The organism is Cupriavidus sp. 05L310, from assembly GCF_056398185.1.
In genome coordinates, this window is sequence record NZ_JBFTOX010000036.1 from 67,374 (window position 1) to 89,890 (window position 22,517).

At 67.5% G+C, this 22,517-nt stretch carries 16 protein-coding genes; 9 read left to right on the forward strand and 7 right to left on the reverse strand.

Going from position 1 to position 22,517, the window contains the following annotated elements:
- Window positions 1-6: 6 nt before the first annotated feature.
- Window positions 7-1,650: a sugar ABC transporter ATP-binding protein gene (locus AC1DS6_RS25085; protein WP_441635269.1), complete on the reverse strand. Its 1,644-nt coding sequence runs from the start codon at window positions 1,648-1,650 to the stop codon at window positions 7-9.
- Window positions 1,637-2,896, reverse strand: coding sequence for an ROK family protein (locus tag AC1DS6_RS25090; protein ID WP_441635271.1), 1,260 nt, complete (start codon window positions 2,894-2,896; stop codon window positions 1,637-1,639). Before AC1DS6_RS25090 ends, AC1DS6_RS25085 begins: the two co-directional genes overlap by 14 nt.
- Before the next feature lie 237 nt (window positions 2,897-3,133).
- Between AC1DS6_RS25090 and AC1DS6_RS25095 the strand changes: the two genes are divergently transcribed.
- The 4 genes from AC1DS6_RS25095 (at window position 3,134) to plsY (ending at window position 6,809) form a co-directional block, all read left to right on the forward strand.
- A complete protein-coding gene (locus AC1DS6_RS25095; RefSeq protein ID WP_276286799.1) occupies window positions 3,134-3,613 on the forward strand; it encodes a methylated-DNA--[protein]-cysteine S-methyltransferase in 480 nt (159 codons plus the stop codon).
- On the forward strand, window positions 3,610-4,560 hold the full coding sequence (gene xerD, locus AC1DS6_RS25100) for a site-specific tyrosine recombinase XerD (protein ID WP_477103378.1): 951 nt from the start codon (window positions 3,610-3,612) through the stop codon (window positions 4,558-4,560). The genes AC1DS6_RS25095 and xerD overlap by 4 nt, the downstream gene beginning before the upstream one ends.
- Before the next feature lie 37 nt (window positions 4,561-4,597).
- Entirely contained in the window at window positions 4,598-5,089 is a 492-nt protein-coding gene (locus AC1DS6_RS25105; protein ID WP_441635275.1) for an aminoacyl-tRNA deacylase, read from the forward strand.
- A gap of 1,102 nt (window positions 5,090-6,191) precedes the next feature.
- A complete protein-coding gene (plsY, locus tag AC1DS6_RS25110; protein WP_441635277.1) occupies window positions 6,192-6,809 on the forward strand; it encodes a glycerol-3-phosphate 1-O-acyltransferase PlsY in 618 nt (205 codons plus the stop codon).
- 80 nt (window positions 6,810-6,889) lie between these two features.
- Here plsY and AC1DS6_RS25115 read toward each other — a convergent pair whose 3' ends face one another.
- The 3 genes from AC1DS6_RS25115 to AC1DS6_RS25125 form a co-directional block, all read right to left on the reverse strand.
- Entirely contained in the window at window positions 6,890-7,183 is a 294-nt protein-coding gene (locus AC1DS6_RS25115; RefSeq protein WP_441635279.1) for a GYD domain-containing protein, read from the reverse strand.
- 230 nt (window positions 7,184-7,413) lie between these two features.
- Window positions 7,414-8,691 carry an ATP-binding protein gene (locus AC1DS6_RS25120; protein WP_441635281.1) on the reverse strand — a complete coding sequence of 426 codons (1,278 nt, stop codon included), beginning with the start codon at window positions 8,689-8,691 and terminating at the stop codon, window positions 7,414-7,416.
- Window positions 8,688-9,419: a response regulator gene (locus tag AC1DS6_RS25125; protein WP_441635283.1), complete on the reverse strand. Its 732-nt coding sequence runs from the start codon at window positions 9,417-9,419 to the stop codon at window positions 8,688-8,690. Before AC1DS6_RS25125 ends, AC1DS6_RS25120 begins: the two co-directional genes overlap by 4 nt.
- A 319-nt stretch (window positions 9,420-9,738) precedes the next feature.
- Between AC1DS6_RS25125 and AC1DS6_RS25130 the strand changes: the two genes are divergently transcribed.
- From AC1DS6_RS25130 to AC1DS6_RS25145, 4 genes are read left to right on the forward strand one after another with little or no spacing between them, the layout of a single operon-like run.
- Window positions 9,739-11,199: an MdtA/MuxA family multidrug efflux RND transporter periplasmic adaptor subunit gene (locus AC1DS6_RS25130; RefSeq protein ID WP_477103379.1), complete on the forward strand. Its 1,461-nt coding sequence runs from the start codon at window positions 9,739-9,741 to the stop codon at window positions 11,197-11,199.
- A gap of 9 nt (window positions 11,200-11,208) precedes the next feature.
- Complete coding sequence (locus AC1DS6_RS25135) at window positions 11,209-14,349, forward strand: MdtB/MuxB family multidrug efflux RND transporter permease subunit (protein WP_441637164.1); 3,141 nt, start codon at window positions 11,209-11,211, stop codon at window positions 14,347-14,349.
- Window positions 14,349-17,645 carry an efflux RND transporter permease subunit gene (locus AC1DS6_RS25140; RefSeq protein ID WP_441637166.1) on the forward strand — a complete coding sequence of 1,099 codons (3,297 nt, stop codon included), beginning with the start codon at window positions 14,349-14,351 and terminating at the stop codon, window positions 17,643-17,645. The genes AC1DS6_RS25135 and AC1DS6_RS25140 overlap by 1 nt, the downstream gene beginning before the upstream one ends.
- Window positions 17,646-19,241: an efflux transporter outer membrane subunit gene (locus AC1DS6_RS25145; RefSeq protein ID WP_441637168.1), complete on the forward strand. Its 1,596-nt coding sequence runs from the start codon at window positions 17,646-17,648 to the stop codon at window positions 19,239-19,241.
- A gap of 32 nt (window positions 19,242-19,273) precedes the next feature.
- Here AC1DS6_RS25145 and AC1DS6_RS25150 read toward each other — a convergent pair whose 3' ends face one another.
- Window positions 19,274-20,701, reverse strand: coding sequence for a sensor histidine kinase (locus tag AC1DS6_RS25150; protein WP_477103380.1), 1,428 nt, complete (start codon window positions 20,699-20,701; stop codon window positions 19,274-19,276).
- A complete protein-coding gene (locus tag AC1DS6_RS25155; protein WP_045237222.1) occupies window positions 20,694-21,392 on the reverse strand; it encodes a response regulator in 699 nt (232 codons plus the stop codon). Before AC1DS6_RS25155 ends, AC1DS6_RS25150 begins: the two co-directional genes overlap by 8 nt.
- Window positions 21,393-21,536: 144 nt before the next feature.
- Between AC1DS6_RS25155 and AC1DS6_RS25160 the strand changes: the two genes are divergently transcribed.
- Window positions 21,537-22,514 (forward strand): tripartite tricarboxylate transporter substrate binding protein, encoded by a 978-nt coding sequence (locus AC1DS6_RS25160; protein ID WP_441635967.1) that lies wholly within the window; start codon window positions 21,537-21,539, stop codon window positions 22,512-22,514.
- The last annotated feature ends 3 nt before the right edge of the window (window positions 22,515-22,517 follow it).

Here is a 22,517-nt window from a genome sequence, read left to right on the forward strand (position 1 = left end):
CCTGTCTCAGTGCAGCATGCTGCTTGTTGCGTTGCCCGCGGCGGCATTGACGGCCGCGGCCAATGGCGTGCCAGTCCAGCCCGCCGCCGGCTGCGCCGCGCCCGTCGCCAGCGCAATGATGCGTTCCTGGGTTTCGGCGGCGCTGCTGGCAGGGCGGACCTCGCCGGCCAGCGCACCTTCGCGCATGACCAGTACGCGATCGCACAGGCCCACTACTTCGGGCAGCTCGCTGGAGATCATCAGGATCGCCACGCCGCTCTCGGCCAGCGCGTTGATCAGGCGGTAGATTTCCGACTTGGCGCCGATATCCACGCCACGGGTGGGCTCATCGAGGATCAGCACGCGCGGCTGGATTTCCAGCAGCCGCGACAGCATCACCTTCTGCTGGTTGCCGCCCGACAGCGCACCCACATTGACCTGCGCATGCGCGACGCGGATGCCGAGCGTGTCGATGGCCTCCGTGGTCCGCCGGCGCGCGGCCGGCCGGTTCAGGCGTCCAAGCCCGAGGGCATCGCGCGCGGCCACGATAAGGTTGATGTTCTCGAGCACGCTCTGGTCGAGAAACAGGCCTTGCAGCTTGCGGTCCTCGGTCAGGTAGGCAATGCCGGCATCGATGGCCTGGCGCGGGCCGCCGGGTGGCAGCGTGACCATCCCGGCCGGGCTTGCAATGCGCACCTCACCGCGCGTACGCACATCGGCGCCGAACACCAGCCGCGCCAGTTCCGTGCGGCCCGCGCCGACCAGGCCCGCCAGTCCCAACACCTCGCCGGCACGCAGATCAAAGCTGCAGCCCTTGACGCGGCGCCCGTCCGCTATATCGCGCACCGACAACATCACCTCGCCCTGGCGCGACTGGCCATGCGTCTTGGTATAGAAGCCCGACAGGTCGCGCCCCACCATCATCTTGACCAGCGCCGCCTGCGACAGGTGATCGCGGTCCAGCGTGCCGACGAAGCAGCCGTCGCGCAGCACCGTCACGCGATCGGCCAGTTCGTCGATCTCGGCCATGCGGTGGCTGATATAGAGGATCGCCATGCCTTCGCCGCGCAACTGGCGGATCAGCGCGAACAGGCGGTCCGTCTCGTGCGTGGACAGCGGCGTGGTGGGTTCGTCCATCACCAGGATGCGCGCTTCGAAGTGCACGGCACGCGCAATCTCGACCAGCTGGCGTTGCGCGATCGACAGGCTGGAGACACAGGCAACGGGCGAGAAATCCGCGCCGAGCCGGGCCAGCGTCGGCTCGCAGGCGCGCGCCATTTCGCCGCGCGCCACCAGCCCGCGCCGTTGCAGCGCGCGGCCAAGGTAGATGTTCTCCGCCACGCTCAGGTTGGGCGCCAGGCTCAGCTCCTGGTAGATCACCGCCACGCCGAGGTCGCGCGCGGATTGCGGCCCGTCGATCTCCACCCGTTGCCCGTCGATATGGCATTCGCCGCCGGGATCCGCGGTGTAGGCACCGGACAGGATCTTCATCAGGGTCGACTTGCCGGCACCGTTTTCACCCATCAGGGCATGGACCTCGCCGGCATAGGCGGTCAGCTCGACATTGCGCAGCGCGCGCACGCCGGGGAAGGTCTTGCAGATATTGCGCAGCGCCAGCAAGGGCGGCCTGGCACACGCGCCGGAAAAATCGGACAGGTCAGACGATGGCATGGTTGGCCTCCGGAATCATGGCGGATGCGCCCCTGAGCATTTCGGCCCGCGGCGAGAAGTTCATGAACATTGGCAGCGAGGCGGCACCCACCGCGCCGGCGTTGGCACCGAAGCAACCACGCACCACGCGCGGCGGGCGCCGCGCCTCCGGCGCGCCCTCGTCCAGTTCGGTCTGCAGGCGCCCGATCAGCGCCGCCACGAGGCCGGCATCGATGTCGGCGTCAAGGATGATCAGCGGCACGTCGAGCACCGCCAGCGCGGACTGCATAGCCGGCGCGAGCGCGTCGATGCAGTCTTCCAGCCACTCCCCCACCGCCGGATGCTGGTTGCGCACCTGCGCTTCCAGATCCGCGTGGCCGTCGATGGTCACACCGTGATGGCGCAGGTGCCGGGTCAGCGCATTGAGCGAAGCGCGTGCCAGCAGGATGTCGCGCCGCTTGCCGGTGCGCGGCGCCGAGGCCAGCGTGCCCGGCTGGACCGGCATCATGCCGATATCGCCGGCATTGCCCGACACGCCGCGCACGCAGTCGCCGTTGAGCGCCACGCCGCCGCCGATGGCCGGGCCGAGGAAGACATAGAGGAAACTCTGCGCGTGGTGGCGGCCGTAGAACAGTTCGGCCACGGCGGCGGCGGTCCCGTCGTTCTCGCCGAACACCGGCATGTCCGTGGCGTCCGCCAGTTCGGCGGCGAAGTCCACCGCATCCCAGGCGCGGAAGGTGGCTTGTGAAGCCTCGTCCTGCAGATCCAGTTCGCGCAGCCAGGCGCCGAGGTTGTAGGGCTGGGCCACGCCGATGCCGAGCAGGCGCTTGCGTTCGGCCGGCGTCAGCTGCGCGCGCAGCGCGGCCACGTCGCCGCGCACGATCTCGAGCGCCTGATCCGGGTGCGGCAGGATCATCTGGTGGGCGCGGGTGGCGAGGATCTCGCCGCCGAAATCCACCATCACGCACTCGATGCTGGCGCGGTCCAGCCGCACGCCGATGCCGAACGCCCCCTTCGGCTGCAGGCGGATCAGGCTGGCCGGCTGGCCACGCTGCCCGTCCTGCCTGCGGCCGGCGACTTCGATCAGGCCATCCTCGGTCAGCGTCTGCACGATGCTGCCCACCGCCGTGTTGGTGAGCTGGGCCATGCGGGCGAGATCGGCCTTGGACGCCTCCCCGGCCCGGCGCAGCGCCAGCAGCAGCGCGCGCTCGTTGTACAGCCGCAGGCTGGCGGAATTCACGCCGCGGCCGGCCTTGGCACTGTTCATATCGTCTCCGGTGTTGTTCTGGGCGCCGCCTGGATCACAGGACGGATTCGCCGCTGCATTAATTAATTCAATTTGAATTAAATAATACGGAGAGGCAGAACTCAAGGAAGGGGAAACCCGCAGGCAAGCGGTTGCATGCCTCCACCAAAGCGCCGCCCGAGCGCCTCGCACGCCACCGGGCATCCCACCGGCTCCGCCATGCTCTAAAATCCAGGCTCGCGCCTTCCGCACCCTGCCATGGACTCCATCTTCGACGCCATCCTTCCCGCGCCTTTCGGCAAGATCGGCGTGCGTACCGACGGCGAAACCATCCGCGAGATCGTCTACCTGCCCGAGAGCATGAAGCTCATCGAACCCGCCAATGCGGTCGCGCGACGGCTGGCGCGGCAACTCGAGGCCTACTACGCCGATCCGGATGCCCCCTTCGATATCCCGCTGGCGCCGGTCGGCAGCGCCTTCCAGCGCCGGGTATGGCAAGCCATCGCGAGCGTGCCGCGCGGCAAGGTCACCACCTATGGCGCCGTGGCGCGGCAGATCGCCAGCGCGCCGCGCGCGGTCGGGCAGGCGTGCGGGGCCAATTACTTCCCGGTGGTGATTCCCTGCCACCGCGTGGTCGGCGCCAGCGGCATCGGCGGCTTTGCCAACCACCAGGGCGATGGCTTCTTCCTTGACATCAAACGCTGGTTGCTGATCCACGAAGGGGTGATGCTGGCATGAACGATATCGCCTCCGTCGAAGGCGGCACCGAAGCCCAGGACAGCCCCGAGCTGCTTGCCGACCTGGACCTGGTCCACCGTTTCTGCGATGCGCTGTGGCTGGAAGACGGGCTGGCGCGCAACACCATCGACGCCTACCGGCGCGACCTGACGCTGCTTTCGCGCTGGCTGCATGGCACGGCTACGGCCACGCTGCTGGGGGTGAACGATGCCGCCCTCAATGGCTACTTCGCATCGCGCCACCTCGAGACGCGCGCATCGTCGGCCAACCGGCGGCTCACCGTGTTCAAGCGTTTTTACCAGTGGGCGGTGCGCGAGCACATGATCACGGCCGATCCCTGCCTGCTGCTGCGCCCGGCCAAGCAGCCGCCGCGCTTTCCCAAGACGCTGACCGAAGCCCAGGTCGAAGCCCTGCTTGAAGCGCCCGACACCGCCACTCCGCTCGGCTTGCGCGACCGCACCATGCTGGAGCTGATGTACGCCAGCGGATTGCGCGTGTCCGAGCTCACGCAGATGAAGACCATCGAAGTCGGCCTCAACGAAGGCGTGGCGCGCGTGGTCGGCGGCAAGGGCAACAAGGAACGGCTGGTTCCCTTCGGCACCGAAGCCGGCGACTGGCTACGCCGCTACCTCGCCGAAGGCCGGCCCGCGCTGCTGGGCGAGCGCGCCTGCGACGCGCTGTTCGTCACCCAGCGCGGCGAGGGCATGACGCGGCAGGCCTTCTGGCACCTGATCAAGCGCCACGCGCGCGACGCCGAGATCTACGCGCCGTTGTCCCCGCATACGTTGCGGCATGCCTTTGCCACCCACCTGCTCAACCACGGCGCAGACCTGCGCGTGGTGCAGTTGCTGTTGGGGCATGCCGATATTTCCACTACGCAGATCTATACGCATGTGGCGCGCGAGCGCTTGCGGGATCTGCATCAGCAGCATCATCCGCGCGGGTAGGTTTTTTTGCGCGGTCATTGCGAACAGTCATTCCATCATGAGCAAGTCCAAACACGTTTCGGAAACCCCCGCTACCCAGTTCCTCAAGCAGCATGGCGTTGCCTTTGGCGAACATGCCTATGACTATGTCGAGCATGGGGGCACCGGGGAGTCGGCGCGCCAGCTTGGCGTGGATGAACATGCCGTGATCAAGACGCTGGTGATGGAGGACGAGAAGGCGCAGCCGATGATCGTGCTGATGCACGGGGATTGTTCGGTGTCGACGAAAAACCTGGCTCGGCAGACGGGGCGCAAGAGCGTGCAGCCGTGCAAGCCGGAGGTGGCGCAGCGGCATAGCGGGTATATGGTGGGGGGTACTTCGCCGTTTGGGACGCGCAAGCGGATGCCGGTGTTTGTGGAGGCTGGGGTGCTGGCGATGGGGCGGATCTATATTAATGGGGGGCGTAGGGGGTATCTGGTTAGTATTGATCCGCAGGTGTTGGTGGGGTTGGTGGGGGCTGAGGTGGTGGAGTGTGCGTTGGTGGATTGAGGGGGACTTGGTTGGGGTTGGGGGGCAAAACCGTTGGTTTTTTATTGCGGGGTTGGGATTGGTTTTGGCGGTGTTGGTTGTTGCACCCAACAGCGTACGACATCCCCCTGCGGGGGACGCCGGTCACTCTTCTTTGCCTCGGCAAAGAAGACTAACGAGAAGAAAGCCGACCCTGCCGGGGGCAGAGCAATCAGGCTGTTCGGCGGCAGTGATTCCGTCGTGCGGGCAGTGGCTTCGGCTGACATGTCCTACCGGTTTCCCCGCTGCACCACTGCGCGCCACACGGGTTTCGTGGTGCAGCCCCTGATGGCGGGTGCCCTGCCCATTCGGCCATCTGCCGTACGCGGTGCAAACGGCCGCGAATCTTCGAGATTTACTGGTTTCGTGGTTTTGTCTCTGACGGCAAGCGCAGTGATTGTTCAGTCCCTGCCGTTCGCGGAGGTGGGCGCTGCGCAATTTCGCAATGATGGGTTTCGTGGTGGGCGCGGTGGCCCGTGCTCAATTGCCGGCAGCCTCGCTCATGAAGTGGCAGCGAACCGCCCAACACCGTCGCCAGATCCTTCCGTCTTCGCTGACCGGGCCACGGTGCCCACCCAGAAACGAAGACGGTTGTATTCAGTCACGGCCAGCGCCGGTACGGCAGGGTGTCAATTGGCACGCTATTCGCCGTCAGAGACAAAACCACGAAACCAGCAAGGCACGATACGCTGCAGCAATTCGCGCCGCGAACGGCAGATGTGGGAGCAGGCACCGCGCACGAGGTCAGGGGCCCCACCACGAAACCCATGGGTCATGCGATTGCGCTGCCCTTCGAGTCAGTAAGGCACGCCAGCCAACACTCAGGGCCGTACGACGCAACCACCGAGGCCCACAAGCCTGATTGCTCTGCCCCCGGCAGGGTCGGCTTTCTTCTCGTTAGTCTTCTTTGCCGAAGCAAAGAAGAGTGACCGGCGTCCCCCGCAGGGGGATGTCGTACGCTGTTGGGTGCAACAACCAACACCGCCAAAATCAAAAGCCAACCGTTTCGCACACCGCCATAGCCCGCCCCCCACCCCCCTTCCACGCTACAATCCCGCCAGCCTCAAATACCCGGTTCCCCCAAATGGCCAACCTAATCTTCACCCTCGCCGCCTACCTGATCGGCTCCATTTCCTTCGCCGTCGTGGTCAGCAAGGCCATGAACCTGCCTGACCCGCACACCTACGGTTCCGGCAATCCTGGCGCCACCAACGTCCTGCGCAGCGGCAACAAGAAAGCCGCCGTACTGACGCTGATCGGCGACGCCTTGAAAGGCTGGCTGGCGGTCTGGCTGGCGGAGCGTTTCGGCCCGGCCTACGGCCTCGACGACACCGGTATCGCGCTGGTGGCCGTGGCGGTCTTCCTGGGCCACCTGTTCCCGGTCTTCTTCCGCTTCGCCGGCGGCAAGGGCGTGGCTACCGCAGCCGGCATCCTGTTCGCCATCGACCCGCTGCTAGGTGCGGGCACGATGGCCACCTGGCTGATCATGGCATTCTTCTTCCGCTATTCGTCGCTGGCAGCGCTGGTGTCCGCGGTCTTCGCGCCCTTCTTCTATGTGCTGATGCAGGGCGTGGACGTGATCGCCGGCGCGGTCTTTGCGATCAGCGTATTGCTGGTGGTTCGCCATCGCCAGAATATCGGCAAGCTGCTGGCGGGCAAGGAAAGCCGCATCGGCGAAAAGAAGAAGGTGCCCGGCGCCTGAAGGCGGAACGCATCCAAGGCCAAGAAGAAAGCCCGCACGATGCGGGCTTTCTTCTTGGCGAGCCGGTATGAGGAATGCGCTTACGGCATCTTGCCGAGGATGCCATCCATCTCGTCTGCGGAGAAAGCACGCAGCGTCTGCGTGCGCACATTGCCCGCCATGCCCAGGGACAGTCCGAACGCGGTCATGGTAGCTTCGTCGGGCGCGGTAAAGGTCACTACAAGGTCATATTGCCCGAGCGTCCAGTAGATATCTTTCATGTCGATGCCGTTTTTCTTCGCCATTTCGCGAACGGCAGCGGCGCGCTTGGTTGTGTCTTTTACGGTACGGATTCCCTGGTCGGTAAAGTTTAAGAGTGCTACGAAAGTTGCCATGATGCGTCTCCTGATCAACTGGAATGGCACTACGCGTCGCCAAAGCGCACAGAGCAAGTAAGTGCTGCAATCTGCGTACCATGCGAGACATCGTCTGGCCCGCGTGGCCATGACGCCAGGCGGAAGCGCCCGCGGCGGGAGAATTTACCCGAAAGTGTTCCAGGATTGAGACACTCCGGACGCCGCGGCAGGTGGCCGGCGCGGCGCCGAAGCTGCATTTGGAGCGGCGTTCAGGCTGCCTGTGCCAGCGCCGCGAACGGAAACACCATTTCCACCCGCAACCCGCCCTCGGCACGGTTTTCCAGCACGAGCCGCCCGCCCGCCTGGCGCACCAGCCGGTCCACGATGGCCAGGCCCAGGCCCGAATGCGCATTGCCGCCGCGCGCCGGATCCAGTCGCACGAAAGGCAGCGTCACCTTGTCCATCGCTTCCGGCGGAATGCCTTCGCCGTGGTCTTCCACCCCCATATGCCAGCCATCGGCCTGGCGCGAGGTACTGAGCAGCACCGGCGGCGCGCCATAGGCATACGCGTTGTCGATCAGATTGCCAACGATGCGGTCGAGCTGGGTGGCAATCAACCGGAATCCTTCGCCTGCCATCAGCGACACTTCCACCGGCTTGTCCTGCTCCGCCAGCGAAGCGGCCAGTTCACCGATGCGGCGGTCCACCGGCACCGGCCGGGCGGCAGGCTCGCCGCTTTGGGCGAAGGTGAGGAATTGTTCGACGATGGCGGACATGGATTCGACGTCACGCGTCACGCCAGCCGCCGCCTTGGGATCGGCCAGCATCTCGGCGCGCAGCCGCAGCCGCGCCAGCGGCGTCTTGAGGTCATGGGCGATACCGGCCAGCATGGTGTTGCGTTCCTGGTCGATGCGGGTCAGGTCGGCCATCATGCGATTGAAACGCACGATCAGCTGGCGCAACTCGTGCGGGCCGCGTTCGCGCAGCGGCTCGACGGTGTGCTGGCGCGACAACTGCTCGGCGGCCGCGGCCATGTCGCGCACCGGGCGCTGGATCTGCCAGGCGATCAGCAAGGCCACCGCCATGGCCACACCGACCACCAGGATCACGCCGGGCAGCAGGCGATTGTCGGGCGGCGGGTTGACCACCCACAGCACCGGCATCGCGATCCAGTCCTGCCGCTGGGGTAGCTTGATCCAGATGCGCGACGTCTCTTCTTCTTCGAGCCGCACCTGGGTACCGGCCGGCATGCGCTGCGCGAACTTCTCGACCAGCCGGCGCGCCCTGCCCTTGGCCGCCACGGTATGCTCCGCCGCGCTGGCCTCGCTGGCCACTTCCACCAGGCTCGGCAGCCTGGCCGGAGGCTGCGCGGCGAGCGCGCGCTGGATGCTCTCGAACTGGAACATCATCTGTTCGACGGAGTAATCCACCTGCTGCTGGCGGCGATCCATGCGCAGGATGGCAAGCCAGGAAAAATGGCTCAGTACCAGCACGGCTGCGATCAGCAGCGCGATGCGTCCGAACAGCGTATCGATGCGCAGCTTCATTGCGGTATGTCGTCTGCTTCGTCAGGCACGAAGGTATAGCCTCGCCCCCGCACGGTCTGGATGTAGCGGGGACGCTGGGCGTCCTCGTCGAGCAGGCGGCGCAGACGCCAGATCTGCACGTCGATGCCGCGATCGCTGATGCCGCTGGCGGTGCCGTACATCAGTTCCACGATGCGCTCGCGCGACAGCACCTCCAGCGGATGCATCAGCAGCAACTTGAGCAGCGCGAACTCGGTATCGCTGATCGCCATCTGCTCGCCGGCGCGCGCCAGCGCGCGCTGGCGAAAGTTGACGCGGAAGGGCCCGAAGGCGATGCCCTCGCGGTCTTCCGGCGCGGCGGCCGGGCGCGCCAGCTTGCGGCGCAGCACGGCATTGATGCGCGCCAGCAGTTCGCGCGGCGAAAACGGCTTGCCGAGATAATCGTCGGCGCCGATCTCCAGCCCGACGATGCGGTCGATCTCGTCGCTGCGCGCGGTCAGCAGGATCACGGGAATATCGTCGTTCTTGGCACGCAGGTTGCGCAGCGCTGTCAGGCCGTCCACCTTCGGCATCATCAGGTCGAGCACGATCAGGGCCGGCCGCTCGCGCTCCAGGCGCGCCTGCAAACCTTCGCCATCGTGCAGCACGGACACGGCGAAACCCTGCTGGCTTAAATACTCGCGCAGCAGGTCGCGGAGTTCGGGATCGTCGTCGACGACCAGGATCTGGGTAGGCTGATTGACTCGCATAGGCAGATGATAGCTAGGCTGGGCGCGGCAATCCGGGCGAATTGTTTCAGGGCATTACACCCGAGCCGCTGGTAATGGTCTGTAAGAATGGATGCCGGCGTTGAAACACGAGGAGCATCAAGGCGCATTATGCTTCGCTTATGTTTGCCGTTGCCGGCGGTCGCCGGACTAAACGGACCCGCCCCGATGCCGCCCGGCCACTACAAGCCGCGTGCTGCCTGCGGCACGTGCCGATGGCATTACGGCATACTGCTGCCTCTCTTACTCCGAAATTTGTTCGAACGCGCTCTCTTTTTCGCGTCGCTCCCAGGATCCGGTCATGGCCAAACCCGAAGAACATCAACAGGCTAAGCTGCCACCGCCGCCCAAGGCTGCCTCACGCCGCCGCAAACTGATCGCCGCCGCGCTGATCCTGCTACTGGCCGGCGGCGGCTGGTACTGGTACCAGCACCGTACCCCCGCCGCCAGCGCCCCTGGCGCGCCCGGCGCAGCCGGTGGTCCCGGTGGCCCGGGCGGCCGCGGCGGTCCTGGTGGCCCCGGTGGCCCCGGTGGCCAGCGCTCGCCGGTGGTGGTCAGCACCGTGGCCCAACGTAATATGGATGTCATCCTCAACGGCCTGGGCAACGTCACGCCGGTGGCCAACGTGACCGTGCGGGCCCAGGTGTCGGGTCCGCTGCTCAAGGTGCTGTTCAAGGAGGGCCAGATGGTCAAGGCCGGCGATGTGCTTGCGGAGATCGACCCGCGCCCGTTCCAGGCCACGCTGGACCAGGCCGTGGGCACGCTGGCGCGCGACCGCGCCCTGCTGGAAAACGCCCGCCTGGACCAGAAGCGCTACCGCACCCTGCTTGGACAGGACTCGATCTCCAGCCAGCAGGTCGACACCCAGGACGCGCTGGTGCGCCAGTACGAAGGCGTGGTCAAGACCGACCAGGCCAACGTGGACAGCGCCCGCCTGCAACTGGGCTACACCCGCATCGTGGCGCCGGCTTCGGGCCGCATCGGCCTGCGGCAGGTCGATCCGGGCAATATCGTCAGCACCAGCGACACCAACGGCATCGCCCTGATCACCCAGATCCAGCCGATCGCCGTGCTCTACACCATCCCCGAAGACAACCTGCCTTCGGTACTCAAGCGCCTGCATGCCGGCGAGACCATTCCGGTCCAGGCCTGGGACCGCCAGGCGCGCAACCGCCTTGCCGAGGGCACGCTGCTGACTACCGACAACCAGATCGACACCACCACCGGCACGGTCAAGCTCAAGGCGATCTTCCAGAATACCGACGGCCTGCTGTTCCCTAACCAGTTCGTCAACATGCGCACGCGCGTGGACACCATCGAGGATGCCACCGTGGTACCGGTGGCGGCCATCCAGCGCGGCCAGCAAGGTACCTTCGTGTATGTGGTGGACGAGAGCAGCAAGGTCAAGGTCCAGGTGGTCACGCTGGGGCCGTCGGACGGCGAGCGTACCGTCGTGACCAAGGGCGTGCAGCCCGGCCAGCGCGTGGTGATCGACGGCGCGGACCGGCTCAAGGAAGGCATGACGGTGGAAACCGTGGACCCGGCAGCGCGCGCTGCCGCGCTGGTGCCGGCCAGCGCGCCGCGCGGGCGCGGACGCCGCCGCGACGGCGGCTCGGGTGGTGCCAGCGGCAGCGGGGCTTCGAGCGCGGCGGGTGCCTCCGGCGCCCATGCCGAAGGACGGCGCCACCGCGACGGCGCAAGCGCCCCGGTTCCCGGCGGCGATGGCGCCCCGGCGGGCGCGGCGCCCCAGCGGCCGCAGTAAGGACTCAGCATGAACCCCTCACGCCTCTTCATCGAGCGGCCGGTCGCCACCGCGTTGCTGATGGTCGCCATCCTGCTGTCCGGTCTGGTGGCCTTCAGGCTGCTGCCGCTGTCGGCGCTGCCGGAGGTCGATTACCCGACCATCCAGGTCACCACGCTCTACCCGGGCGCCAGCCCGGACGTAATGACGTCGTCGATCACGGCCCCGCTGGAGCGCCAGTTCGGCCAGATGCCGGGCCTCAAGCAGATGTCGTCGTCGTCCTCGGGCGGCGCCTCGGTGATCACGCTGCAATTCGACCTGACGCTGTCGCTGGACGTGGCCGAGCAAGAAGTCCAGGCGGCCATCAACGCCGGCGGCAACCTGCTGCCGGCGGACCTGCCGATGCCGCCGGTCTACAGCAAGGTCAACCCGGCCGACGCGCCGATCATGACCCTGGCCATGACCTCGGACACCATGCCGCTGCCCAAGCTGCAGGACATGGTGGATACGCGCGTGGCGCAGAAGATTTCGCAGTTGCAGGGGGTGGGGCTGGTCAGCATCAGCGGCGGGCAGCGCCCGGCGGTGCGTATCCAGGCCAACCCGACCGCGCTGGCCGCGCTCGGCATGTCGATCGATGACCTGCGCACGGCCATCGGCAGCGCCAACGTCAACGGCGCCAAGGGCAGCTTCGACGGCCCCGCGCGCGCCTCCACCATCGACGCCAACGACCAGCTCAAGTCCGCCGACGAGTACCGCCAGATCATCGTGGGCTACCAGAACGGCGCGCCGATCCGCATCACCGACGTGGCCAATATCGTCGACGGCCCCGAGAACAGCCGGCTGGCGGCGTGGGCCAACGACAAGCCGGCCATCGTGCTGAGCATCCAGCGCCAGCCCGGCGCCAACGTGATCGAGGTGGTGGACCGCATCAAGGGGCTGCTGCCGCAATTGCAGAGCTCGCTGCCGGCCTCGGTCAAGGTGCAGCTGCTGACCGACCGCACCACCACCATCCGCGCCTCGGTGCGCGACGTGGAGTTTGAACTGCTGCTGGCGGTCGCGCTGGTGGTGATGGTGATCTTCGTCTTCCTGCGCAACGTGCCGGCCACCATCATCCCTGGCGTGGCGGTGCCGCTGTCGCTGGTGGGCACCTTCGGGGTGATGTACCTGGCGGGCTTCTCGATCAACAACCTGACGCTGATGGCGCTGACCATCGCCACCGGCTTCGTGGTGGACGATGCGATCGTGATGATCGAGAACATCATGCGCTACATCGAGAAGGGCGATTCGCCCATGGAGGCGGCCCTCAAGGGGTCCAGGCAGATTGGCTTCACCATCATCTCGCTGACCTTCTCGCTGGTGGCCGTGCTGATCCCGCTGCTGTTCATGGGCGACGTGGTGGGGCGGCTGTTCCGCGAATTCGCCATCACGCTGGCGGTATCGATCCTGATCTCGGCGGTGGTCTCGCTGACGCTCACGCCGATGATGTGCGCGCGCCTGCTGCACCATGTGCCCGAAGAGAAACTCTCGCGGTTCCACCGGGCCACCGGGCGCTTCTTCGACAACGTGATCGCCAGCTACGGGCGCGCCCTGGACTGGGTGCTGGACCGCCAGCAACTCACGCTGCTGGTCGCCGTCGGCACGCTGGTGCTGACCGTGCTGCTGTACATGCTGGTGCCCAAGGGCTTCTTCCCGGTGCAGGACACCGGCGTGATCCAGGGCATTACCGAGGCTTCCCAGACTACGTCCTTCCCCGCCATGGCGCTGAAACAGCAGGCGGTGGCGAAAGTGGTGCTGGAAGATCCCGCGGTGGAAAGCCTGTCCTCCTTCATCGGCGTGGACGGCACCAACACCACGCTCAACGCCGGGCGCCTCTTGATCAACCTGAAGCCCAAGGACCAGCGCCGCGATTCCATCGAGGACGTGACGCGCCGGCTGCAGGCCGCGGTCGACAAGCTCGGCGGCGTCTCGCTCTACACCCAGCCGGTGCAGGACCTGACCATCGAGGACCGCGTGTCCCGCACCCAGTACCAGTTCACCGTGCAGGATCCGGACCCCGTCACGCTGGCCACCTGGGTGCCCAGGCTGGTGGAGCGCCTGAAGCAGGAGCCCGAACTGCGTGACGTGGCGAGCGACCAGCAGAACAACGGCCTGCGCGCCTACGTGGATATCGACCGCGACGCCGCGGCGCGCTTCGGCATCACCACCGCGGTGATCGACAGCGCGCTGTACAGCGCATTCGGCCAGCGGCTGGTGTCGACCATCTTCACCCAGTCGAGCCAGTACCGTGTGGTGCTGGAAGCCATGCCCGAGTTCCGCACCGATCCGCGGTCGCTGGCGGAACTGCGCCTGCCCTCGTCCTCGGGCGGGCAAGTGCCGCTTGGCGCGTTCGCGCGCATCAGCGAGCGCACCGGCCCGCTGGTGATCAACCATCAGGGCCAGTTCCCCTCCGCCACCATTTCGTTCAATCTGTCGCCCGGCGAATCGCTCGGCGCGGCAGTGGACAAGATCACCAAGGTGGAGCACGAAATCGGCCTGCCGATCTCCATGCAGACCGAATTCCAGGGCGCGGCGCTGGCATTCCGTGCCTCGTTGTCCAACACGCTGTGGCTGATCCTGGCGGCGGTGATCACGATGTACATCGTGCTGGGCGTGCTCTACGAGAGCACCATCCATCCGGTGACCATCCTCTCCACCCTGCCCTCGGCCGGCGTGGGCGCGCTGCTGGCGCTGCTGGTCTCGGGCCAGGACCTGGGCATCATCGCGATCATCGGCATCATCCTGCTGATCGGTATCGTCAAGAAGAACGCCATCATGATGATCGACTTCGCGCTGGACGCGGAGCGCGAGGGTGGCATGGCGCCGCGCGAGGCGATCTTCCAGGCCTGCCTGCTGCGTTTCCGCCCGATCCTGATGACCACCATGGCGGCATTGCTGGCCGCGCTGCCGCTGATGCTCGGCACCGGCATCGGGTCCGAGCTGCGCCGCCCGCTGGGCATCACCATGGTGGGCGGCTTGCTGGTCAGCCAGGTGCTGACGCTGTTCACCACGCCGGTGATCTACCTGGCGTTCGACAGCCTGGCAATGCGCCTCAAGGACTGGCGCCGGCGCCGTTATGGCGACACCGGCGATGGCGACCAGACCGGCGGCCCCGCCCCCGAGCCGAGGCCGTGATGAACCTGTCGGCTACCTTTATCCATCGGCCGGTCGCCACCGCGCTGCTGACCATCGGCATCCTGCTGGCGGGGCTGGCGGCGCTGCGGCTGCTGCCGGTGTCGCCGCTGCCGCAGGTGGACTTCCCCACCATCTCGGTGTCCGCCTCGCTGCCCGGCGCCAGCCCCGAGACCATGGCCGCCACCGTGGCCACGCCGCTGGAGCGCGCGCTGGGCGCCATCGCCGGCGTCACCGAGATCACCTCCAGCAGCTCGCTGGGCTCGACCCGCGTCACGCTGCAGTTCGAGCTGTCACGCGATATCGACGGCGCCGCGCGCGACGTGCAGGCTGCCATCAACGCCTCGCGCGCCACGCTGCCCACCAGCCTGCCGAGCAACCCGACCTACCGCAAGGTCAACCCGGCCGACGCGCCGATCATGATCATCGCGCTGACCTCGCCCACCATGACGCGCGGCCAGCTCTACGATGCGGCCTCGACCATCCTGGCGCAGAAGATGTCGCAGATCGAGGGCGTCGGGCAAGTCACCATCGGCGGCTCTTCGCTGCCGGCGGTGCGGGTGGAGCTCAACCCCACCGCGCTCAACAAATACGGCATCTCGCTGGAGGATGTGCGCAACACCATCAGCGCCACCAACGCCAACCGTCCGCTCGGCTCGCTGGAAAACGCCACCACCAACTGGCAGGTCTACGCCAACGACCAGGCCATGAAGGCGGCGGACTATATGCCGCTGATCGTGCGCTACGCCACGCCGGGCACGTTTTCCTCGGCCTCGGCGGGCGCGCTGATCGCCAGCACCGCCAACGCCACCGCGGGCGGCGGCGTCAGCACCAAGACCGTCAACGGCGTCACCACCACCACGCTGACCACCAGCAGCGGCACCACCACCATCAGCACCGGCGCCACCGGCGGCAACGGCAGCAGCAGCGGCCCGAACGCCTTCGCCGTGCCGGTGCGGCTGTCTGACGTGGCCAGGGTGACCGATTCGGTGCAGGACGTGCGCAACGCCGGCTCCGCCAACGGCCAGCCCTCGGTGCTGCTGGTGCTCAACCGTTCCCCCGGCGCCAACATCATCGAGACCGTGGACCGGGTCAACGAGGTGCTGCCGTCGCTGCAGCAGATGATTCCGTCCGCCATCAAGATGGAAGTGATGATGGACCGCACCCCCACCATCCGCGGTTCGCTGCGCGAGGTGGAGCACACGCTGATGATCTCGGTGGCGCTGGTGATCATGGTGGTGTTCCTGTTCTTGCGCAATGCGCGCGCCACGCTGATTCCCAGCGTGGCGGTGCCGGTGTCGCTGATCGGCACCTTCTCGGTGATGTACCTGGCCGGCTTCTCGCTCAACAACCTGTCGCTGATGGCGCTGACCATCGCCACCGGTTTCGTGGTCGATGACGCCATCGTGGTGCTGGAGAATATCTCGCGGCATATCGAGGAGGGCATGAAGCCGCTCGAAGCCGCGCTCAGGGGGTCGCGCGAGGTAGGCTTCACCGTGCTGTCGATGAGCCTGTCGCTGATCGCGGTGTTTATCCCGCTGCTGATGATGGGCGGCATCGTCGGACGCCTGTTCCAGGAGTTCGCCATCACCTTGTCGGTGGCGATCCTGGTATCGCTGGTGGTCTCGCTGACCGCCACGCCGATGATGTGCGCGCGCCTGCTCAAGCCGGTGAAGCCGGAACAGCAGGGCCGCTTCTACCGCGCCAGCGAACGCGTGTTCACCTGGATGCACGACCTGTACGCGCGCACCCTGGCCGTGTCGCTGCGCCACAGCGTGCTGGTGTGGCTGGTGTTGCTGGCCACCATCGGCCTCAATGTCTGGCTCTACACGATCGTGCCCAAGGGCTTCTTCCCGCAGCAGGACACCGGGCGCCTGATCGGCTTTATACGGGCCGACCAGGCCACCTCGTTCCAGGCCATGCGGCCCAAGCTCGATAACTTCATCAAGATCGTGCAGTCCGACCCGGCGGTGGTCAACGTGACGGGCTTCACCGGCGGTTCGCAGCGCAATACCGGCCAGATGTTCGTCACGCTCAAGCCGATTTCAGAGCGCGATTCGGCCGACGCCATCGTGGCCCGGCTGCGCGTCAAGCTGGCCAAGGAGCCCGGTGCCAGCCTGTTCCTGACCTCGGTGCAGGACATCCGCATCGGCGGCCGGCAAAGCAGTTCGGCTTACCAGTTCACGCTGCAGTCGGACGATCTCGACGTGCTGCGCGAGTGGGAGCCCAAGGTGCGCGCGGCCATCTCCAACCTCAAGGGGCTGGAGGATGTCGATACCGACACCAACGACAAGGGCCTGCAGACCTCGGTCATCATCGACCGCGACACCGCTTCGAAGCTCGGCGTCACCGCGCAGCAGATCGATGCCGTGCTCAACGACGCCTTCGGCCAGCGCCTGGTGTCCACCATCTACCACCCGCTCAACCAGTACCGGGTGGTGATGGAACTCAGCCCCGAGTATCTGCAGGGCCCGCATGCGCTCAACGATATCTATGTAGTCACCGGCGGCGGCAAGCAGGTGCCGCTGTCGGCCTTCGCGCGGTTCGCGCCCACCAGCACGCCGCTGGGCGTCAACCACCAGGGCCAGTTCGCCGCCTCCACCATTTCCTTCAACCTTGCCGAGGGCGTCTCGCTGTCGCAGGCCACCGACATGGTCAAGGCGGAGATGGCGCGCATCGGCGTGCCGGAGACGCTGCAGGCCAACTTCCAGGGCAGCGCCAAGGCCTTCCAGGACTCGCTCAAGAGCCAGCCGCTGCTGATCCTGGCCGCGCTGATCACCATCTACATCGTGCTCGGCATGCTGTACGAGAGTTACGTGCATCCGCTCACCATCCTGTCCACCCTGCCATCGGCGGGCGTCGGCGCGCTGCTGGCGCTGCTGGCCTCGGGCACGGACTTCAGCATCATCGCGCTGATCGGCGTGATCCTGCTGATCGGCATCGTCAAGAAGAACGCCATCATGATGATCGACTTCGCCATCGATGCCGAGCGGCGCGAGGGCCTGTCGCCGCGCGATGCCATCTACCGCGCCTGCCTGCTGCGCTTCCGCCCCATCCTGATGACCACGATGGCTGCCTTGCTGGGCGCCATCCCGCTGGCGATCGGCCGCGGCGACGGCGCCGAACTGCGCGCGCCGCTGGGCATCTCCATCGTCGGCGGGCTGGTGGTCAGCCAGTTGCTCACGCTGTACACGACGCCCGTGGTCTACCTGACGCTGGACCGCTGGCGCCTGAAGGTGAAAGCCTGGCGCCAGCGCCGTTCGGCCGTGCCCCCGGCCACGGCCAGCCTCGAACCCTGAATGCGATCCATGAACGCTCTTCTCCGCCTCCCTACCCTTTCCTTCCCGGCGACCGCGATGACGGTGGCGTGCGCCCTGCTGCTGGCCGGCTGCGCCGTGGGGCCCGACTACAAGCGCCCCGATGCGCCGTCCACGCCGACCTTCAAGGAGGCACCGGCCGACGCCTCGCAGTGGGGCGAGTGGAAGCCGGCCGAACCGCAGGACACCAGCGAGCGCAGCAACTGGTGGGCGGTGTTCGCCGATCCGGAGCTCGACAAGCTGATGGCACAGGTGCAGGTCGCCAACCAGAACATCAAGGCATCCGAGGCGCAGTACCGGCAAGCGCTGGCGGCGCTGGAATCGGCGCGCGCGGGCTACTTCCCGACCGTGAACGCATCGGCCGGACTCGACCGCACGCGCGGCAGCAACGGCCAGGTCGCCAACGGGCAGAGGGCCACGTTGTCGGCAAGCTGGGAAATCGATGTGTGGGGCCGTGTGCGCAGGCAGGTGGAAAGCAGCGAAGCCAGCGCGCAGGCCAGCCAGTCCGACCTGGCTTCGACATTGCTGTCGACCCAGTCCACGCTGGCGCAGAGCTATTTCCTGCTGCGCATCGCCGACCAGCAGAAGGCCTTGCTGGACCGCACGGTGACCGACTACGAGAAATCACTGCAGCTGGTACGCAACCAGTACGCAGCCGGCACCGCCCAGCGCTCCGACGTGCTGCAATCCGAGACCCAGCTCAAGAGCGCGCAGGCGCAGCAGATCGATATCCAGATCACGCGCGCGCAGCTGGAGCACGCCATCGCCATCCTGACAGGCAAGCCGCCGGCGGACCTCGCCATCACGCCGCAGGACTACGCCTCCGCCGTGCCGCGCGTGCCCATCGCGGTGCCGTCGGCGCTGCTGGAACGCCGGCCCGATATCGGCGCGGCCGAGCGCCGCATGGCCGCTGCCAATGCGCAGATCGGGGTGGCCCAGGCGGCTTATTACCCGACGCTGACGCTATCCGCCACCGGCGGTCTATCCGCCAGCACGCTGGCGCGCTGGCTGGCGCTGCCGGACCGCGTGTGGTCGATCGGCCCCGCGCTGGCCGGCACGCTGTTCGACGGTGGCCTGCGCAGCGCCGCCAAGGCGCAGGCGGTTGCCGCTTACGACCAGAGCGTGGCCAATTACCGCCAGACGGTGCTCTCCGCCTTCCAGGAGGTCGAGGATGGCCTCGCGGCCGCGCGCCTGCTGGAGCAGGAATCCGTGGTGCAGAACGACGCGCTGCGTTCGGCGCGCGACGCGCTGGCCCTCGTCAACAACCGCTACCGCGCCGGCACCGCGAGCCTGCTGGATGTGCTGACGGCGCAAACCACCGCCTACACCGCGGAGCGCACCGCGCTGACCATCGTAGGCCGCCAGTACACGACCAGCGCGGTGCTGATCAAGGCGCTGGGCGGCGGGTGGCATATCGAGACGGACAATGCGTCGAACGCGGCGCCGGCTATGCCAGGTACCGTGCCAGCCGCACCGGCCCCTGGCGGCATGCCACCGCCCGCCGGAACGCAAGGCGCCGCGCCGGCACCGGCAATCGCACCGGCGCGCTCCGCCGCCAGCGTGGCCGCGCGGCGGTAGCCGTCGCTGGCATCCGGTGGCGTTGCGCCGCCCTATGCCGGCGGAAAACGCACCCGCACCAGCAGGCCATTGCCGCCCTCGCCCTCCAGCAGCGCCAGCGTGGCGCCGTGCGCGGCGGCAATGTCGCGCACGATGGTGAGACCGAGCCCGGAGCCGCCCGGGTTCGCCTCCCCCGCGGCGCTCAAACCGGCGGCCTTGCCGCGATAGAACGGCTCCAGTACCGCCGCGCGTTCCTGCAACGGAATGCCCGGGCCATCGTCTTCCACCTCCAGTACCACCGCTTCGCCAGCGCGATGGACGCGCGCCGTGACGACGCCGTCCGATGGCGTGTAGCGCAGCGCGTTGTCGACCAGGTTGGTGACCAGTTCGTGCAGCAGGTCGGTGCCAAGCACCGGCAGCGCGCCCTCGCCCTCGAAACCCAGGTCGATGCGCCGCGCGCGGGCGGCGGGCGTGAGTTCGAGGCAGACTTCCCTCACCAGCGCCGCCAGGTCCAGCACGCGCGGTGTCTCCGCGCCGCCGTGCGCGGCGCGCGCCATCGACAGCAGGCGGTCGGCCAGCGCGGCCATGCGCGCGGTGCTGTCGGCCAGGCCCTGCGCGATGCGCCGCTGCTCGGCGGGATCGTGCTCACGCGCCGCCAGTTGCGCCTGCGTGTGCAGCACCGCGAGCGGCGTGCGCAACTGATGTGCCGCGTCGGCGATAAAGCGGCGCTGCGCGGCCAGCACCTGCTCCAGCCGCGCCATATAGCCGTTCATCGCCTCCACCAGCGGCGCCGTTTCGCGCGGCGCGCTATCGAGCGGCAGCGGCGTGGTGGCGCCGGGCTGGCGCTGCGCCACCTCGGCGCGCAGCGCATCGAGCGGCGCCAGCGCGCGCCGCGTGAACAGCCAGATCACGAGCACCACCGCCAGCACCAGCATCAACTGGCCCCACAGCACATCGAACAGGATGTTGCGCGTCAGCGCCTGGCGCGAGTCGAGGGTCTCGCCAACTTCGATCAACGCCATGCCGCCGTGCGTGCCGCTCGCGTCCATCACCGGCTGGCGCAGCGCGGCGATGCGGATCGGCTGGCCGCGGTAAGTGCGGTCGTAGAAACTCACCAGCGCGGGATAGAGCCTGGTGCGGGGCTGGCTGGCATCGAACGGCGGCAGGTCGTCGTAGCCCGAGACGAACTCGCCATGCACCCCGCTCACGCGATAGAACATGGTGGCGTTCATACCCACCTCGAAGGTATCGAGCGAGATATAGGGCACGTCCACGCGCACGCCTTCGGGTGTCAGCGTGATGCGCTCGGAGATATTGCGCGCGGAGGCGAGCAGCGTGCGGTCGTAGGCCAGGTCGGCTGACGCCAGCGCATTCGAATACGCCACCACGCCGTACACCGCCTGCAGCACCAGCATGGGCGGTATCAGCCACCACAGCAGGCGCGCGCGCAGGCTGGCGGGACGCCTGCGCGGCTCAGCCAACGCTGGGCTCCAGCACGTAGCCCAGCCCGCGCAAGGTCACGATGGCCGCGCCGGAGCCTTCGAGCTTGCGGCGCAGGCGATGCACATAGACCTCGATCACATCGGGCTGGGTCTCGTCGGCCAGCGTGAAGATGCTGGCGTAGATCCGGTCCTTGCTGACGGTCTTGCCTGGCGGCGTCATCAGGATCTCCAGCACCGCGTGCTCGCGCGGCGTCAGCGCGAGCGGCACGCCGCCCACCTGGAAATGGCGCGACACCGTATCGAAGCCCAGGCCGCCGCAAACCACCAGCGGCGCCTCGGTCTGGCGCGCGCGGCGCAGCAGGGCCTTCACGCGCGCCTCGAACTCGGCGAGATCGAAGGGCTTGGCCATGTAGTCGTCGGCGCCCAGGTCCAGGCCCTTGACCCGGTCGCCCACTTCGCCGCGCGCGGTCAGGATCATCACCGGCACGCGGCAGCCGCGGCCGCGCAGGCGGGCGAGCAGGTCGAGGCCGTCGCGGTCGGGCAGCGTGAGGTCCAGCAGCACCAGCGCGTAGTCGCTGCCGGCACCGGTGCCGCCCGCGTGCGTGCTGAACAGGAGGGATTCGGCGCTGGCCGCGTCGGCGGCGCGCTCCACGGTGAAATGCAGGGCGCGCAGCGCCTGCATCACCCAGGTGGCCAGTTCGTCGTGGTCTTCGACCAGCAGTACTCTCATGGAAGGTTCTTCTCCTGCGCTTCTGGCACTCCGTTATGCCTGATTTTCTCACCGGCAGCCAGCGGATTTGCCCGGGATTTCCCGGTAAGCTGTCTGCCGCGTTGTCGTTCTATCCCGTCGTCCGGCCCCATCCCAGGAGAATCCATGAGCATCGTCCCGGCCGCCCTGCGTCTCGCCTGCGCCGCGCTCGCCCTCGGGGCGGTTTGCGCGCATGCGTCCCCCACGCCGGAGTGCATCGTGCCCGCCAAGCCCGGCGGCGGCTTCGACCTGACCTGCAAGCTGGCGCAGCGAGCGCTGCTGGAAGCCGGACTGACCGAGCAACCGATGCGGCTGGTCTACGTGCCGGGTGGCATCGGCGCCGTGGCCTACAACAGCATCGTGGCGCAGCGCCCCGCCGAGCCCGATACGATCGTCGCCTTCTCCGGCGGCTCGCTGCTGGCGCTGGCCGAGGGCAAGTTCGGCAAGTATGGCGTGGCCGACGTGCGCTGGGTCGGCGCGCTCGGCACCGACTACGGCATGATCGCGGTGCGCGCCGATTCGCCTTACAAGACCTTGAAGGACCTGGTGGCCGCGCTGAAGTCGGACCCCGACCAGGTACTGTTCGGTGCCGGTGGCACCATCGGCAACCAGGACTGGATGAAGGCCGCGCTGGTGGCCAGGCAGGCCGGCGTTGGCTACAAGCGCATGCGCTTCGTGGGCTTCGAAGGTGGCGGCGAGGCCTTCACGGCACTGCTGGGCGGGCACGTGCAAGCGGTGTCGGGCGACGTCTCCGAAGCCGCGATGCAACTCGGCGCAGGCGGGATCCGCATCCTCGCCGTGCTGGCCGAGCGGCGCCTGCCGGGCAGGCTTGCCAGCGTGCCGACGGCGCGCGAGCAAGGCTACGACATCACCTGGCCCATCCTGCGCGGCTTCTACATGGGCCCGAAGGTCGCGCAGGCCGACTACCAGCGCTGGGCTGGCCGCTTCGAGCGCCTGCAGGCAAGCCCGGCATTCGCCCGGCTGCGCGCGGAGCAAGGCTTGTTCCCCGCCGATCTGGGCGGCGCGGCGTCGCTTGACGCCTATGTGAAGGACACCGTGCAACGCTACGGCACGCTGGCGAAGGAGTTCGGCCTGGTCCGCTAGGCG

Excerpts from the sequence above, each read along its gene's own strand:
- AC1DS6_RS25085 (WP_441635269.1), bottom strand. The coding sequence starts at position 1,650 with ATGCCATCGTCTGACCTGTCCGATTTTTCCGGCGCGTGTGCCAGGCCG.
- AC1DS6_RS25090 (WP_441635271.1), bottom strand. The coding sequence starts at position 2,896 with ATGAACAGTGCCAAGGCCGGCCGCGGCGTGAATTCCGCCAGCCTGCGG.
- AC1DS6_RS25095 (WP_276286799.1), top strand. The coding sequence starts at position 3,134 with ATGGACTCCATCTTCGACGCCATCCTTCCCGCGCCTTTCGGCAAGATC.
- xerD (WP_477103378.1), top strand. The coding sequence starts at position 3,610 with ATGAACGATATCGCCTCCGTCGAAGGCGGCACCGAAGCCCAGGACAGC.
- AC1DS6_RS25105 (WP_441635275.1), top strand. The coding sequence starts at position 4,598 with ATGAGCAAGTCCAAACACGTTTCGGAAACCCCCGCTACCCAGTTCCTC.
- plsY (WP_441635277.1), top strand. The coding sequence starts at position 6,192 with ATGGCCAACCTAATCTTCACCCTCGCCGCCTACCTGATCGGCTCCATT.
- AC1DS6_RS25115 (WP_441635279.1), bottom strand. The coding sequence starts at position 7,183 with ATGGCAACTTTCGTAGCACTCTTAAACTTTACCGACCAGGGAATCCGT.
- AC1DS6_RS25120 (WP_441635281.1), bottom strand. The coding sequence starts at position 8,691 with ATGAAGCTGCGCATCGATACGCTGTTCGGACGCATCGCGCTGCTGATC.
- AC1DS6_RS25125 (WP_441635283.1), bottom strand. The coding sequence starts at position 9,419 with ATGCGAGTCAATCAGCCTACCCAGATCCTGGTCGTCGACGACGATCCC.
- AC1DS6_RS25130 (WP_477103379.1), top strand. The coding sequence starts at position 9,739 with ATGGCCAAACCCGAAGAACATCAACAGGCTAAGCTGCCACCGCCGCCC.
- AC1DS6_RS25135 (WP_441637164.1), top strand. The coding sequence starts at position 11,209 with ATGAACCCCTCACGCCTCTTCATCGAGCGGCCGGTCGCCACCGCGTTG.
- AC1DS6_RS25140 (WP_441637166.1), top strand. The coding sequence starts at position 14,349 with ATGAACCTGTCGGCTACCTTTATCCATCGGCCGGTCGCCACCGCGCTG.
- AC1DS6_RS25145 (WP_441637168.1), top strand. The coding sequence starts at position 17,646 with ATGCGATCCATGAACGCTCTTCTCCGCCTCCCTACCCTTTCCTTCCCG.
- AC1DS6_RS25155 (WP_045237222.1), bottom strand. The coding sequence starts at position 21,392 with ATGAGAGTACTGCTGGTCGAAGACCACGACGAACTGGCCACCTGGGTG.
- AC1DS6_RS25160 (WP_441635967.1), top strand. The coding sequence starts at position 21,537 with ATGAGCATCGTCCCGGCCGCCCTGCGTCTCGCCTGCGCCGCGCTCGCC.